We start from the raw sequence: 13,096 nt of genomic DNA, 5'->3' as shown, positions 1-13,096 counted from the left end.
GATCGCCACATACGGGTATCCTAGCAAAAGCGGCAGGTTTGTAAGGTGTTTTCGCCGCATTCCGCCCAAACCCGCGGAAACATGCAAGTTAATCCAATTATTTTACATATCTTTCAGATGTTTATAGAAATTCATACTTTGGTCGCACAGGCCAAAGAATGGCAACAAAAAGGCCCGGTGCACTCGGCATCCGGGCCATCTTTTTGTCAAATCCGCATATATCACGCCGGCGCAAAAAGCCCCGCATACTCTGCCCTAAGTATGTTTTTCTGCACCTTGCCCATGGTGTTGCGCGGCAACTCCTCCAGCACGATCAGCTTGCGAGGATGCTTGAAGCGCGCAAGGCTCTTGGCCGCCGCCCCGGCAATCGCGTCAATATCCACCACAGCCCCTTTTTGCGGCACCAAAAAGCCCACCACCGTTTCGCCGAAATCCGGATGCGGAACCCCCACCACGGCGCTTTCCAGCACGCCGGGCTGGTCATCCAGCAACAACTCAATCTCTTTGGGGTAAATGTTGTAGCCGCCTGAAATGATCAGGTCCTTGTTGCGCCCGACGATCTGCACATATCCCTGATCGTCGATCATCCCCAGATCGCCCGTAATAAAGAAACCATCGGCGCGCAGTTCCTCGGCGGTCTTCTCGGGCATGTTCCAATAGCCTGCAAAGACATTCGGCCCGCGCACTTCGATGATGCCAATCTCGCCGTGCGGCACCTCTGCCCCCGTCTGTGGATCGGTGATTTTCAACTCAACGCCGGGCAGCGGAAAGCCCACCGTGCCCGCCCGCCGCGCCCCTTCATAAGGGTTCGAGGTGTTCATATTGGTCTCGGTCATACCATAGCGCTCAAGGATGCGATGCCCCGTGCGCTCTTCAAAGGCCACATGGGTTTCCGCCAAAAGAGGCGCAGAGCCAGAGGTAAAGAGCCGCATATGCGCGACCAGCGCGCTTGTGAAACGCGGATCATCCAGAAGGCGCGTGTAGAATGTGGGCACGCCCATCATCGAGGTCGCGCGCGGCAGTTGCGCAATCACCTGATCCTGATCGAATTTCGGCAAGAATATCATCGACCCTCCCGCCAAGAGGATAATGTTGGTCGCCACAAACAGGCCATGGGTGTGAAAAATCGGCAGCGCGTGCAAGAGCACGTCGTCAGAACTGAACCGCCAATAGTCCACCAGCACCTCGGCATTGGACAGCAGATTGCGCTGTGTCAGCATCGCACCCTTGGAACGACCGGTAGTGCCCGAGGTATAAAGAAATGCCGCCAGATCATCCGGCTCGCGCGGGGCGGTCTCGAAACTCTCGTTCAGGCCCTCTGCCGCCTCCGGCAATGTGCCCGTGCCATCGCCATTGAGCGTCATCAGCACCGCCCCGGCACGATCCGCAACCCCCTGCAACGCCCCGGCCTTGGCCCCGTCGCACAACAAGACCTTGGCCCCGCTATCACCCACGAAATAGCCCAGTTCATCGCCGGTATAGCCTGTATTGAGTGGCAAGAACACGATGCCCGCCTGCACGCAGGCAGCATAGACCGCAAGCGCCTCCGGCGATTTCTCGACCTGCGCCGCCAACCGGTCGCCGGGCACCAATCCGGCACCGCGCAACGCATGGGCATAGCGCGCCGTCATCCGCAGGAATGCATCATAACTGACCACCGCGCCATTCGCCAAATGCAGGAAAGGCGCAGTTTGCCCGGCATGACGCCCGAACAGATTATCATAGAGGGGATTGGCCATGGCTCTTGTCCTTCACTCGGTCTTCTTTGCGGCGATAGCGGCCAGCGCCGTCACCTCGGCAGAGGCGGCAATCACACCCGCCCCGGCAAATCGTTCATGGTTCTGCGAAATCTGTGCCCGGTCGTAAAGGTAATTCACCATCACGCCGCCCGATTGCTTTTGCCCATTGGGCGACAGGTCCGCCCCCGCATGAACGGCATGCACCGAGGCCCCGTTGCCCAGATGAAACCGCGCGACCGGATCATAGGGGCCGCCGTCGGGGCGCTTGGCCTTGAGCAGATAGTGGGCCGTCACTGCGCGGCGCGTCTCGGCCTCTTCGGGCAGCACGGCGCGGGTCTCGCTCAGCCAGCGGGTCAACCCCGGTATCGGCGACAAGGTGACAAAGGTCTTAAGCCCCGGCAATTCCTGCGACAGGTCTGCCACCACCTGCTTGATCAGCGAATTGCCAAAAGAGATTCCCGCCAACCCCGACTGACAGTTGGAAATCGAATAGAACACCGCCGTATCCGCCTCATGCGCGCCAATTACGGCCCGCTCTTCGGACAGAACATCATGGATCGCCCCCGGAATTCCCCGGCTCAGCGCCACTTCGACGAAAATCAGCGGTTCGTCGGGCATGGCGGGGTGGAAAAACCCGAAACAGCGGCGATCTTTGGGGGCCAGCCGCCGACGCAGATCATCCCAACTGTCAATGGCATGCACCGCCTCATAGGCGATGATCTTTTCCAGCACATCGGCGGGCGAGGACCAATTGATCGGGCGCAGCACCAGAAAGCCACGATTGAACCAAGAAGAGAACAGATGCTTGAGGTCCAGATCAACCACGGCCAGCGCCGGGTTATCTCGCGCCAACCGCAAGAGATCGGCCCGCATCGCCACAAGCTGCGCCGTGGCCCCCGGCACCTGATTGAGGCGGCGCGCCAGCTCTTGCCGCGGTGGCTCTGCCGCATCCATGAAACTGCGATAACTGTCCCGGTCCGGCCCCGCCTCGAACGCATCCAGCGCATTGCGCACACTCTCGGGATCAACGCCCATGCCTTCGGTCAGGAACCGAAAGAACTCCAGCTTTTCAGCATCGGCCATCCCGGCGTAGCGATCAAGGATCAGCCGCGCCAGCGCCATGCCCGACACTTCGCCGGAACTGCCCAGCAGATCCCGGCAGAGATCCTCGATGCTGCGGTTCTTGTGATCCGGTTCGGATGCGCCGCGATAGCGCCGCTCAAACACCGTTGCCAGCAGATCGGCCAGAACGCTCATCGCATCGTCCCCATGACCAGATCAGGCAACCACGTGGCCAACCCCGGAAAGAGGCACAAGAGAACAATCGCCAGCACCATACATCCGACATAGGGCAAAGAGCCGACGAGGATCGTCTTGAGCTTGATGTCAGGTGCGATGGAATTGATCACATAGAGGTTCAGGCCAACAGGTGGCGAAATCAGACCGATTTCCATGTTGATTGTCAGAATAACCGCAAACCAGATCGGATCGAACCCCGCCGTCGTGATGATGGGCAACAGGATCGGTGCCGCCATCAAGATCACCGCAACCGGCGGAAGGAAGAAGCCCGCGACCAACAAGAACACATTGACCGCCCCCATCAGCACCCAACGGTTCACATCCAGCGTGCCGATCCATTCGGCGATAGATTGCGTGATGAAAAGCGACGACAGCATATAGGAAAACACGCCAGCCGCCCCGATGATGAAGAGGATCATCACGCTCTCTCGCGTGCTGTCACGCAGCACCACCCAAAGAGCCACAGGTGACCACAGTTTATAGATCACCATAGCGATCACGAGGCACAAGAGCGCGCCCACCGCCGCCGTCTCGGACGGCGTGGCAATGCCCCCATACATGGCATAGAGTACGCCGAGGATGATAAAGAGAAACGGCAGCACACGCGGCAAGATCTCAATCCGCTCGCGCCAGCTATAGCTGCGCCCGGTCAGCAGGTTCATATCCCCCGACCGCCAAGTCGAATAAAGCGACCACGCCATGAAAAGACCCACCAGCAGCAGGCCCGGAATGACGCCAGCCAGAAACAGCCGTCCAATCGAGGTTTCGGTGGCAATGCCATAGACGATCATCGTGACCGATGGCGGGATCAGAATGCCCAGCGTGCCGCCCGCCGCAATAGAGCCCGCAGCGACCGCATCGGGATAGCCCCGCTTGCGCATCTCGGGGATCCCCATCTTGCCTATGGCGGCGCAGGTCGCGGGGCTTGATCCCGACATCGCCGAGAACAGTGCGCAAGCCCCAAGGTTCGAGATCACGAGACCGCCGGGCACCCGCGTAAGCCACCGCTCCAGCGCCTCATAGAGGTCAGCCCCGGCTCGGGTCGATGCAATCGAGGCCCCCATGATGATGAACATCGGGATCGACAGAAGGGCAAAGTTGTTGAGCTTGCCAAAGAAGATTTCCGGCAGCAATTCAAGCGAACGCATCCCATCGAACACGATCAGGAAGCCGCCCGAGACAATCAGCAATCCCAGCGCCACCGACACGCCGGAGAACAGAACCACGATGGTTGCAATCGCAACGATCAGGCCAAGCAAAAGCGGATCCATCAGACGTCCTCCAGCCCAAAGGGCGCATCAATATTCAAGAGCAGCGCCACAAGATCGGCGACCAGTTGCAACAAAAAGAGGCCAAGCCCCACTGGAATGGCGAGATAGGGAATCCACAGGTCAATCCCCCAGACGGTATCTGATGTCCAACCACGCGCCCACGCGACGTGCCAGAATTCATAGCCATACCAAAGCATGACCGCGACAATCACGATGGAAAGGCTGAGCGTCACGACCGCCAGCCCCTTGCGCGCCCGGCGCGGCACCGCAAGCGGGATCAGGTCCACGTTCACATGCCCACGCAGGCGCTGCACATAAGACAGGCCTAAAAGCGTGGCGGCGATCATCAGATAGATCACGGCCTCGGTCTGCCAGACCGTCGTGCCGTTCAACACAAAGCGCACCCAGATCATCTGACAGGTGATGAACACCGACGCGACGATCATCGCCGCCGAGATCCATCCCGCCAGGGTCGAGAGCGCGGCAACCGCGCGCAGAAAAGGATTTTGTCCGGTGCGCGCAATCGCACCCGATGCATGGCCAGCCATGGTCTACCTCATGTCAGGGGGGAGTAGGAAGTTGGCTGCCGCGCAGATAAGGCGCGGCAGCCTGAGCGGATCACTCGACCGCGAACGCCATATCAAGCAGCGCCTGCCCATCGGCCACGCTGGCAACGAATTCCTTATAGGACGTTTCAGCCGCCAGAGCCCGCCACGCGGCGAAATCCTCTTCGGTCATCGACGCAATCTCGACACCGGCATCCTTGAACACCTGCACCGACGCGGCATCTTCTTTCTTGGCCTCTTCAAGATAGAAGGCTTCGGCCTTTTCCGCCGCCGCCGTCAGCGCCGCCTGCTGCTCGGCACTCAGACCGTCAAAGGTGGATTTGTTCATCAAGAGCGGCTGATACATGAACCACAGCGCCACATCCCCCGCAGGCGTGTAGCATTTCACCTGCTCATAGATGCGGAATGACACAAAAGATGAGGACGAGGTGTTGACCGCATCCAGAACGCCGGTTTGCATCGCATTGTAGATCTCGGAAGAGGCCATCGACGCGATCGACGCGCCCGCACCCGCCAGCATCTGCTCGAATGCCTTGCCAGCCGCGCGGGTCTGCATGCCCGCAACATCCTCGGGCTTGGTGATGCACTTGCCCGTGCTGGCAAAGCCGCCAGCCAGATAGCCATGCACCAGAACCATCACGTCATCTTCGGCCATCTTGGCCTCTACGGCCTCCATGAAGGGGCTGTCGGACAGACGCGCGGCGTGATCGTGGTTCTTGACCAGACCCGGCATCAGCGTGAGGTTGTAAGCGGGCTGTTGTCCCCCCGCATAGCTGAGCGGCAGCACGGTCATATCAAGCTGACCCCGGCTCAGCGGCGTATACTGCTCGCGCGCCTTAAAGAGCGACTCAGAGCCAAAGATTTTGATGTCGAGATCGACACCGGCAGCCGCCACTTCATCGGCCACAATCTGTGCAACCTTGTGGCGCACGTCATTGTTCGACCACTGATGCGACAGGCGCAGTTCGGTGGCAAAAGCTGCGCTGCTCAGCAGCATCATCCCGGCAGCCGCCGCCGCCGTGAAAGTCATCATGTTCATATCTTCCTCCCATTCTGCCCGAACGTGTGGCCCGGACCGTGTCGGAGAGTGTTTGGTGTTTTGAATTCAGAGTCAAGATTTTTGTATACAAGAGTTTCCCACTTGCGCACAAACCCTGCCCTCGCTAGGATTTTTTTATGGAGATACGCCGCGCAGACATGATCGCTGACACGTTGGAAGAACTGGTCTTTACCGGTGATTTCAGCGATGGGGATCGGCTGGATGAAATCCGCCTTGCACGTCAATTCAATGTCTCGCGCACCCCGATTCGTGAGGCATTGCAACGGCTTGTCGCCTCAGGCCTTGCCGTGCAAATCCCGCGCAGGGGGTTTTCATCCGCCAGCCCGGCCTTGTCGAACTGATGGAAATGTTTGAAACCATGGCCGAGATCGAGGGCGTCTGTGGCCGCCTTGCCGCGCATCGCATCTCGGAATCAGCGCTCGCCGATCTTGATACCGCCAATGCCCGCTGCACCGAAGCGATCGCCGCCGACGACGCAGATAGCTATTACCGCGAGAATGAGCGGTTTCATCACATGATCTATCGCCACGCAGGCAACGGGTTTCTGGAACAAGAGGCGCTGCGCCTGCACCGCCGCCTGAAACCGTTTCGCCGGATGCAATTGCGCCTGCGTGGGCGCATGGCGCAATCCATGGCCGAACACGAGGCCGTGGTCACCGCACTGCGCGCCGGAGAGGCCGAGCGCGCCGCCACGGTGCTGCGCGGCCATGTCGCCATTCAGGGCGAGAAATTCCATCTTCTCATGGCCAGCCTGCGCCGCGCGGCGGAATGATTTCGCCCCCGCTGGACAGTGCCCGCGCGCGCCATTAGGTAGGCGGAATGGCCAAGGCAAAGGAAAATCCCAACTACAAGGTAATCGCCGAGAACCGGCGTGCGCGCTACGACTATGCCATCGAGGACGATCTCGAATGCGGCATAATCCTTGGCGGCTCCGAGGTGAAATCGCTGCGCGTCAACAGCGCCAATATCGCCGAGAGCTACGCCATGGTGGAAAACGGCGAGCTTTGGCTGGTCAACTCCTATATCGCCCCCTACGAGCAGGCCAAGACCTTTGGCCATGACGAAAAGCGGCGGCGCAAATTGCTTGTGTCCAAAAAGGAACTGTCCCGCCTCTGGAGCGAGACCCAACGCAAGGGCATGACCCTGGTGCCGCTCGTGCTCTATTTCAACCATCGCGGCATGGCCAAGCTCAAGATCGGTATCGCGAAGGGCAAAAAGAACCACGACAAGCGCGAAACCGAGGCCAAGCGCGACTGGGCCCGGCAAAAACAGCGCCTGCTCAAGGATCACGGCTAGGCCGAGGGGGCGCTGGATGGAATTGCTGATCGCGCTTCTGGCTGGGGCAACGGCGGCAATGATCGCCGCAGGCCTTGGGCTCTCGCCGCGTCTGGGCTGGCTTTTGCAGGCGGGCATGGGCGCGATTGGCGGGGCGGCTGGCGCATATCTCCTGAGCCATGCCCCGGCCACAGGCAGTGACACGGCCTATCTGATCCGGCTTGTTGCCGTCACCGCCACCGGCGGCATCGTCACCCTATGGGCACTTCGCGCTATCGCCCGCCTCTTGCGCCGATAACCACACCGGCGCTGCATAGTCTTGCCCTTTTTCCCTTCAGACTGTAGGCAGAAAGCGTTTGAACCGGGGGGCAAATCGCCATGGACGATCCGAAAACGCTTGTTTCCACCGATTGGCTGGCGGCCCATCTCAAGGACCCCGACCTGCGCATTCTTGACGGCACCATGTTCATGGCCGCCGAAGGGCGCAGTGGACGCGCGGAATATGAGGCGGCGCATATCCCCGGCGCGCGGTTCTTTGACATCGACGACATCAGCGATGCGCGCTCGGAACTCCCGCATATGGCCCCGCCAGTTGAAAAATTCATGTCCAAACTGCGCGCCATGGGCGTGGGTGACGGGCATCAGGTGGTGGTCTATGACGCCAAGGGGCTATTTTCTGCGGCCCGCGTCTGGTGGCTTTTCCGGCTGATGGGACAGGACAATATCGCCGTTCTGGATGGCGGTTTCCCGAAGTGGCAGGCCGAGGGCCGCGCCATCGAGGACATGCCCCCCATCATCCGCGATCGCCACATGACCGTGCGTCGCCAGAACCAGATGGTCAAGGACGTAACCCAAGTCGCGGCAGCCGCCAAACTCGGGGATTACGAAATCCTCGATGCCCGCTCTGCCGCCCGCTTTCGTGGCGAAGCGCCAGAGCCCCGCGCCGGTCTGCGCGCAGGCCATATCCCCGGCTCCAAGAATGTTCCCTATACTGACCTCTTGAACGCCGACATGACCATGAAAGACGCAGATGCCCTGCGCGCCGTCTTTGCCGCCACCGGGATGGATATGACCAAGCCGGTCATCACCTCCTGCGGCTCTGGTGTAACCGCCGCGATTATCAATCTGGCGCTGGAACGGATCGGCAAGACCGACCATGCGCTTTATGACGGGTCCTGGACCGAATGGGGCGCCTTCCCCACCCTGCCCGTCGCCACTGGAGAAGTTTGATGTTTGACGCCTTGAAAGAGAAACCCGCTGACAAGATTCTGGCCCTTGGTCAGGCGTTCCGCGAAGACCCGCGCGAGACCAAGATCGACCTTGGCGTCGGTGTCTACAAAACCCCCGAGGGCGTGACCCCGGTCATGCGCGCGGTCAAGGCTGCGGAAAAACAGCTCTGGGAGGCAGAGACCACCAAGGCCTATACCGCCCTTGCCGGTGATCCAGCCTTTGCCGATGCGATGATCGCGCTCGTTCTGGGCGATGCGGTTGCGCGCGATCAGGTGTCGGCGATTGCGACGCCGGGCGGCACCGGTGCCGTGCGGCAGGCGTTTGATCTGGTCAAGATGGCCAACCCTGGGGGGCGCGTCTTTGTCTCTGATCCGACATGGCCCAACCATCTGAGCATCCTTGCCCATATGGGAATCGAGGTGGTGATGTATCGCTACTTCGACCTCGAAACCGTCGGCGTCGATTTCACCGGCATGATGGCGGATCTGGACGGGTTGCGCGCAGGGGATGTGGTGCTTTTGCACGGCTGCTGCCACAATCCCACGGGTGCCAATCTCAACATGACCGAATGGCGGGCGGTGGTGGATCTGCTCAATGCACGTGGCGCGCTGCCGATGATCGACATCGCCTATCAGGGCTTTGGTGACGGGCTAGAGGCGGACGCCGCCGCTGTGCGGTTCGTGGCGGAAAACTGCCCCGAGATGCTGATCGCCGCCAGCTGCTCCAAGAATTTTGGCATCTACCGCGAGCGCACGGGCATTCTGATGGCCGTCGCACAGGACAAGAGCCTGCAAAAAGTCACCCAAGGCAACCTCGCCTATCTCAATCGTCAAAACTATTCCTTCCCGCCCGATCACGGCGCACGGCTGGTGACGATGGTACTGACCGATCCCGCCCTGCGCGCCGATTGGCAATCAGAGCTTGAAGACGTGCGCCTTGGCATGCTCAAGCTGCGCGAAACGCTGGCGGCAGAGTTGCAGCGCCTCTCTGGCTCGGACCGGTTTGGCTTTGTCGCGCAGCATCGCGGCATGTTCTCGCGCCTTGGCGCGACCCCCGAACAGGTCGAACGCCTGCGCGCAGAGCACGCGATCTACATGATTGGCGACAGCCGCATCAACATCGCCGGGCTTAACGCCCGCACCGTGCCGATTTTGGCCAAGGCGATGATCGAGGTGGGCGTCTAAAGCGCCCCTCCCATTGGCGTTATCCCCGGGCCTGACCCGGGGATCTCCCGTCTTCTGACCTCCGCCCAAAGTCGCATAGCGCACCGCCCGGACCCGGCATAACATGCCCGCATGACACGGGCGCTTTTCCTCTGGCTTTTGGCCGGATTTCTGTCGGCTTCCACCGCGACGGCGCAGGGGCTCGTTCCGTTGCGCGATGGTGCCTCTGTGGCCTTTCTCGGGATCACCTTCATCGACACCTCGACCGAGGGCGCATACAACCCGGTGCGCGCCGATGAAACCGCGCGCCTCGCGCTGGTTCAGGACTATGTCCAGACCCGTTTTGCCGAAACCGGCTTTGCAATGCTAGATTTGGACCCGATCACCACCGATCTTGCCACCGTCACCAACCCCGCCGATTGCTACGGCTGCGAAACCCGCCTCGCGGCGCGGCTGGATGCCGATTACGTGCTGGTGGGCGAGGTGCAGAAGGTTTCGAACCTGATCCTGTCGATGAACCTTGTGCTGCGCGCTGTGCCCAGCGGCGAGGTGGTGCGCGCCCGCGCGGTCGACATCCGCTCCAATACTGACGATTCCTGGCTGCGCGGCATGCGCTATATCTTCAAGACCCATATGTTTGTGGAGGGATGACATGACACGTTTGGCCTTGGCCCTTGCGGCTGCGATGCTCTCTGGCCCGGCTCTGGCGCAGTCCGCTTGGCCTGACATTCAATCCGCCCTCTATGGCGATGCGCCCCTCGTGGTGCAGAGCGCGCATATCACGCTCGACGCGCCGTATCGCGCCACAGACGATGCGCGCACTGTGTTGGGTGGGCACATCGTCGCCCCGCCGGGACAGAAGATCACGACTGTGACGCTGGTGATCGACGAGAACCCCGCCCCCGTGGCCGCCGAATTCCATCTTGCCGCGCCACAGGCCGAATTCGCCTTCAGCCTCACCACCCGCCTCAATGGTCAAACCCCATTGCACCTTGTGGCGCTCACCGATGCGGGCGAGCGGCACATGGCCGAGGCATTCCTTAAAACCTCTGGTCAAGGTGCCTGTGCTGCACCGCCGGGCACCGATCCGGTCGCAGCTTTGGCCAACTTGGGAGAGATGGAATTAGCGTTCTTGCCTGACCTCGCAGCCCCCAGCAAGAGTGTGAACACCCGCCTTGCCGCGCTCTCAGGCAAAGTCCACGCGCTTGATGTCGATATCAGCCACCCCAGCCATTCAGGTCTGGCGATGGATCAAATCTCCCTGCTTTTCACGCCCCTGCGCGTGGTGGATGAGCTGGAAATCAACCTCGACAACGCCCCCTATCTGACAATGACCGGCAGCATTTCCCTTTCGGAAAATCCGCGCCTGCGTGTTTCGATTCCGACAGGCACCACGACAGCAAATGTCACCCTGCGGGATACCGACGGCACGACGACCAGCGCCCGCACCAGCCTTGCGGCGTATTGAGGGGGACAGTGTAGGCAGCGCTAGGGGCTGAGCCACGCGGGGCAACAGCCATCAACGTCGGCTTCGCCCTACGTCCCCGGCTCCCCCGGTCTCGCGTCGATCTTTTCCAGCGGATAGTCTTCAAACGCCCAGCCATCCGTGCCCTCTGGAAACCAGTAAACCTCGGTATATCCCATCTCCAGCGCCCGCTTGGCCACGTTCCAGGACATCCAGCAGTCCTCGAGGCAAAAAAACAGCACAGGATGGCCGCTATCCCCGGCCGTCACCTCTGCCAGACCGTCCTGCAAATACGCCTCTGTCTCGGGGGCAATCCGCTCATACCCGGTGTTGGGCAACCACACCGACCCCGGGATCGATAGCCGAGGCTTGTCGCGCCAGATCGTGCCGGCAGGCAGGTTTACAGGCTTGGGCGCGCGCGGCAGCACATCCACAAACGCCACCTCGCCCCTCTGCCACAGCACATGCGCAGCCGCGGCATCGACCACCACCGCGCCCGCCAAGGTCTCGGGCACCGGCGCGCGATAGGGCTCTCCGCGATACTCCTCCGGCTCTGCCACCCCCTGCGCCGCGAGCGGTCCGGCCAGCAGCATCAGCACGGCCAGACCTGCCCGGATCATTGTGAGAGCACCTTGGCCTCTGTGCCCATGTCATTGAGCAGCGGCACGCCTGCGTCATTCAAAATCGCATCAATTTCCGCCTGATTGCGCCGGATCAGCGAATTCAATTCCCGCTTCCACTGATCCTCGCCCAGCCGTACACCCATTGTGATCCTGTAGAACATCTTGGGCGCACCCACCTCGTGCAACAGCGGCACGACCTGCAAATCGGGATGCTCGCGCTTGACCAACGGCCCGCCGATGGGGCCCCAGAGCACGGCTGCGGCAATCTCTCCGGCCTCTAGATCGCGCAACATATCACTCGCAGGCGACTGCACCCGCCGATCCACAAACAGCGGATAGGCCCGCGCCTTGGCCATCAGCCCGTTGCGCGCCATATGCGTGCCCGGCGGGCTGCCCGCAACGATGCCCAGCACCTTACCCTTGAGGCGTGGATCGGCCAGCGTCACCACATCCGACAACTCCCCCGTTTTTGGCAGGATGAGCGTATAGACCGAGGTCATGTAGTGATTGGTGTTCTGCACCAACTCATGCCCCTGCGCGAACCCGATGATCACATCACAGCGTTTTTCGCCCAAGGTCCGGCGCACGAAACCCGTCGCCATCGGAAACCAGCTATATTCAACCGGCCGTTCCAATTCCGCAGCAAGCAGATCTGCAATGCGGTTCTCAAACCCGGTCCCGGCTTCGGTCGACATCGGATCATTGGCCGGATCGGCACAGACCCGAAATGCCGATTGCGAAACCAGCTCTGCCATCTGCGCCCCCGCCACTCCGGGCAAAAGCGCGACAGCCAAACCAAGCGCCTTAGCCCATGCACGCATCTTCTGCCGCCTGTATACCCTCTGATTTCGCCTCTTTCTTGGCCGGACGACCACGCTCGACCACCCCCAAACCGCGGGCCTTGAGGTAGACGTAAATATCATCCAGATAGCACATCACATTGGGGTTGGTGCCAAAGGACGGCATCACCGAATTCTCCGAGGCGTTCACCTTTTGGCGTCCCTCAGCCACGACGCCGTAAAAGTCGTAGTAATCCATCGCCACCGCCGACTCCTTTAGCGCGGGGGCATAGGTCGAGCCCTCACCATCCGGCCCGTGGCAGACATGGCATTCCGCATGATAGCGGCGAAACCCTGAAAACGTCTGCCAGTCCACCGTGCCATCCTCGGCCACGTTAAAGGTGGGAATATCATCAGCGGTGAAATACAGCCCGTCCTGTTCATAAGAGGCGGCAAATTTGGGATCATCGGGCGACGGGGCCTCTTCGCCAAGGACCGGCAGCGCGACAAGCGCCAGACATGCGGTCAGACCAGCGGACAAGAGGCGGCGGGGCGTCAACATTCGTAACTCCTTCTGGGTTCTTAGGTGCGGCGGCGCGACACATTCAGATGCCGCGCCGCCTGTC

General features: G+C 60.9%; 14 protein-coding genes and 1 pseudogene. 7 read left to right on the top strand and 8 right to left on the bottom strand.

All coding sequences use genetic code 11. The features are described 5' to 3' along the window. Positions 1-221: 221 nt before the first annotated feature. The 5 genes from ACLGGT_RS10055 to dctP form a co-directional block, all read right to left on the bottom strand. The gene (locus ACLGGT_RS10055) at positions 222-1,739 is read right to left on the bottom strand and encodes a malonate--CoA ligase (protein ID WP_081506885.1); all 1,518 of its coding nucleotides are present in this window, start codon (positions 1,737-1,739) and stop codon (positions 222-224) included. A 12-nt stretch (positions 1,740-1,751) separates the two neighbouring features. Next, entirely contained in the window at positions 1,752-2,996 is a 1,245-nt protein-coding gene (locus tag ACLGGT_RS10050) for a malonyl-CoA decarboxylase (protein WP_422002837.1), read from the bottom strand. Beyond that, complete coding sequence (locus ACLGGT_RS10045) at positions 2,993-4,309, bottom strand: TRAP transporter large permease (RefSeq protein WP_008281645.1); 1,317 nt, start codon at positions 4,307-4,309, stop codon at positions 2,993-2,995. The genes ACLGGT_RS10050 and ACLGGT_RS10045 overlap by 4 nt, the downstream gene beginning before the upstream one ends. Then, the gene (locus ACLGGT_RS10040) at positions 4,309-4,857 is read right to left on the bottom strand and encodes a TRAP transporter small permease (RefSeq protein ID WP_008281644.1); all 549 of its coding nucleotides are present in this window, start codon (positions 4,855-4,857) and stop codon (positions 4,309-4,311) included. The genes ACLGGT_RS10045 and ACLGGT_RS10040 overlap by 1 nt, the downstream gene beginning before the upstream one ends. Before the next feature lie 70 nt (positions 4,858-4,927). Continuing rightward, positions 4,928-5,908, bottom strand: a complete 981-nt coding sequence (dctP, locus tag ACLGGT_RS10035) for a TRAP transporter substrate-binding protein DctP (RefSeq protein WP_437197410.1) — start codon at positions 5,906-5,908, stop codon at positions 4,928-4,930. Between the two features lie 143 nt (positions 5,909-6,051). Between dctP and ACLGGT_RS10030 the strand changes: the two are divergent. From ACLGGT_RS10030 to ACLGGT_RS10000, 7 genes and pseudogenes are all read left to right on the top strand, one after another. Continuing rightward, positions 6,052-6,707, top strand: a pseudogene (locus ACLGGT_RS10030) (GntR family transcriptional regulator). A gap of 47 nt (positions 6,708-6,754) precedes the next feature. Beyond that, positions 6,755-7,231: an SsrA-binding protein SmpB gene (smpB, locus tag ACLGGT_RS10025; protein WP_008281641.1), complete on the top strand. Its 477-nt coding sequence runs from the start codon at positions 6,755-6,757 to the stop codon at positions 7,229-7,231. Positions 7,232-7,247: 16 nt separating this feature from the next. Next, entirely contained in the window at positions 7,248-7,508 is a 261-nt protein-coding gene (locus ACLGGT_RS10020) for an SsrA-binding protein (protein ID WP_081506888.1), read from the top strand. 80 nt (positions 7,509-7,588) lie between these two features. Next, positions 7,589-8,440: a 3-mercaptopyruvate sulfurtransferase gene (gene sseA, locus ACLGGT_RS10015; RefSeq protein WP_008281639.1), complete on the top strand. Its 852-nt coding sequence runs from the start codon at positions 7,589-7,591 to the stop codon at positions 8,438-8,440. Then, the gene (locus ACLGGT_RS10010; RefSeq protein WP_437195927.1) at positions 8,440-9,624 is read left to right on the top strand and encodes an aromatic amino acid transaminase; all 1,185 of its coding nucleotides are present in this window, start codon (positions 8,440-8,442) and stop codon (positions 9,622-9,624) included. The genes sseA and ACLGGT_RS10010 overlap by 1 nt, the downstream gene beginning before the upstream one ends. Positions 9,625-9,735: 111 nt before the next feature. Beyond that, entirely contained in the window at positions 9,736-10,254 is a 519-nt protein-coding gene (locus ACLGGT_RS10005; RefSeq protein ID WP_219436319.1) for a DUF3280 domain-containing protein, read from the top strand. 1 nt (position 10,255) lies between these two features. Then, the gene (locus ACLGGT_RS10000) at positions 10,256-11,071 is read left to right on the top strand and encodes a quinoprotein dehydrogenase-associated SoxYZ-like carrier (RefSeq protein WP_437195925.1); all 816 of its coding nucleotides are present in this window, start codon (positions 10,256-10,258) and stop codon (positions 11,069-11,071) included. A 68-nt stretch (positions 11,072-11,139) separates the two neighbouring features. Here the strand turns inward: ACLGGT_RS10000 and ACLGGT_RS09995 are convergent, their stop codons facing one another. The 3 genes from ACLGGT_RS09995 to ACLGGT_RS09985 are packed head-to-tail and all read right to left on the bottom strand — an operon-like array spanning position 11,140 to position 13,032. Beyond that, positions 11,140-11,688 carry a PQQ-dependent catabolism-associated CXXCW motif protein gene (locus ACLGGT_RS09995; RefSeq protein ID WP_437195924.1) on the bottom strand — a complete coding sequence of 183 codons (549 nt, stop codon included), beginning with the start codon at positions 11,686-11,688 and terminating at the stop codon, positions 11,140-11,142. Then, positions 11,685-12,512, bottom strand: a complete 828-nt coding sequence (locus ACLGGT_RS09990; RefSeq protein ID WP_037298020.1) for a substrate-binding domain-containing protein — start codon at positions 12,510-12,512, stop codon at positions 11,685-11,687. The genes ACLGGT_RS09995 and ACLGGT_RS09990 overlap by 4 nt, the downstream gene beginning before the upstream one ends. Further along, entirely contained in the window at positions 12,496-13,032 is a 537-nt protein-coding gene (locus ACLGGT_RS09985) for a c-type cytochrome, methanol metabolism-related (protein ID WP_008281633.1), read from the bottom strand. The genes ACLGGT_RS09990 and ACLGGT_RS09985 overlap by 17 nt, the downstream gene beginning before the upstream one ends. Positions 13,033-13,096 lie beyond the last annotated feature (64 nt).

It is taken from the genome of Roseovarius sp. MS2, from assembly GCF_051447875.1.
Classification (GTDB): domain Bacteria; phylum Pseudomonadota; class Alphaproteobacteria; order Rhodobacterales; family Rhodobacteraceae; genus Roseovarius; species Roseovarius mucosus_A.
The sequence above is the reverse complement of the archived record's forward strand: the minus strand, read 5'-3'. Positions and strand labels throughout refer to the sequence as shown.

Excerpts from the sequence above, each read along its gene's own strand:
- smpB (WP_008281641.1), top strand. The coding sequence starts at position 6,755 with ATGGCCAAGGCAAAGGAAAATCCCAACTACAAGGTAATCGCCGAGAAC.
- ACLGGT_RS10055 (WP_081506885.1), bottom strand. The coding sequence starts at position 1,739 with ATGGCCAATCCCCTCTATGATAATCTGTTCGGGCGTCATGCCGGGCAA.
- ACLGGT_RS09985 (WP_008281633.1), bottom strand. The coding sequence starts at position 13,032 with ATGTTGACGCCCCGCCGCCTCTTGTCCGCTGGTCTGACCGCATGTCTG.
- ACLGGT_RS09990 (WP_037298020.1), bottom strand. The coding sequence starts at position 12,512 with ATGCGTGCATGGGCTAAGGCGCTTGGTTTGGCTGTCGCGCTTTTGCCC.
- ACLGGT_RS10040 (WP_008281644.1), bottom strand. The coding sequence starts at position 4,857 with ATGGCTGGCCATGCATCGGGTGCGATTGCGCGCACCGGACAAAATCCT.
- ACLGGT_RS10005 (WP_219436319.1), top strand. The coding sequence starts at position 9,736 with ATGACACGGGCGCTTTTCCTCTGGCTTTTGGCCGGATTTCTGTCGGCT.
- sseA (WP_008281639.1), top strand. The coding sequence starts at position 7,589 with ATGGACGATCCGAAAACGCTTGTTTCCACCGATTGGCTGGCGGCCCAT.
- ACLGGT_RS10010 (WP_437195927.1), top strand. The coding sequence starts at position 8,440 with ATGTTTGACGCCTTGAAAGAGAAACCCGCTGACAAGATTCTGGCCCTT.
- ACLGGT_RS10020 (WP_081506888.1), top strand. The coding sequence starts at position 7,248 with ATGGAATTGCTGATCGCGCTTCTGGCTGGGGCAACGGCGGCAATGATC.
- ACLGGT_RS10050 (WP_422002837.1), bottom strand. The coding sequence starts at position 2,996 with ATGAGCGTTCTGGCCGATCTGCTGGCAACGGTGTTTGAGCGGCGCTAT.
- ACLGGT_RS09995 (WP_437195924.1), bottom strand. The coding sequence starts at position 11,688 with ATGATCCGGGCAGGTCTGGCCGTGCTGATGCTGCTGGCCGGACCGCTC.
- ACLGGT_RS10000 (WP_437195925.1), top strand. The coding sequence starts at position 10,256 with ATGACACGTTTGGCCTTGGCCCTTGCGGCTGCGATGCTCTCTGGCCCG.
- ACLGGT_RS10045 (WP_008281645.1), bottom strand. The coding sequence starts at position 4,309 with ATGGATCCGCTTTTGCTTGGCCTGATCGTTGCGATTGCAACCATCGTG.
- dctP (WP_437197410.1), bottom strand. The coding sequence starts at position 5,908 with ATGATGACTTTCACGGCGGCGGCGGCTGCCGGGATGATGCTGCTGAGC.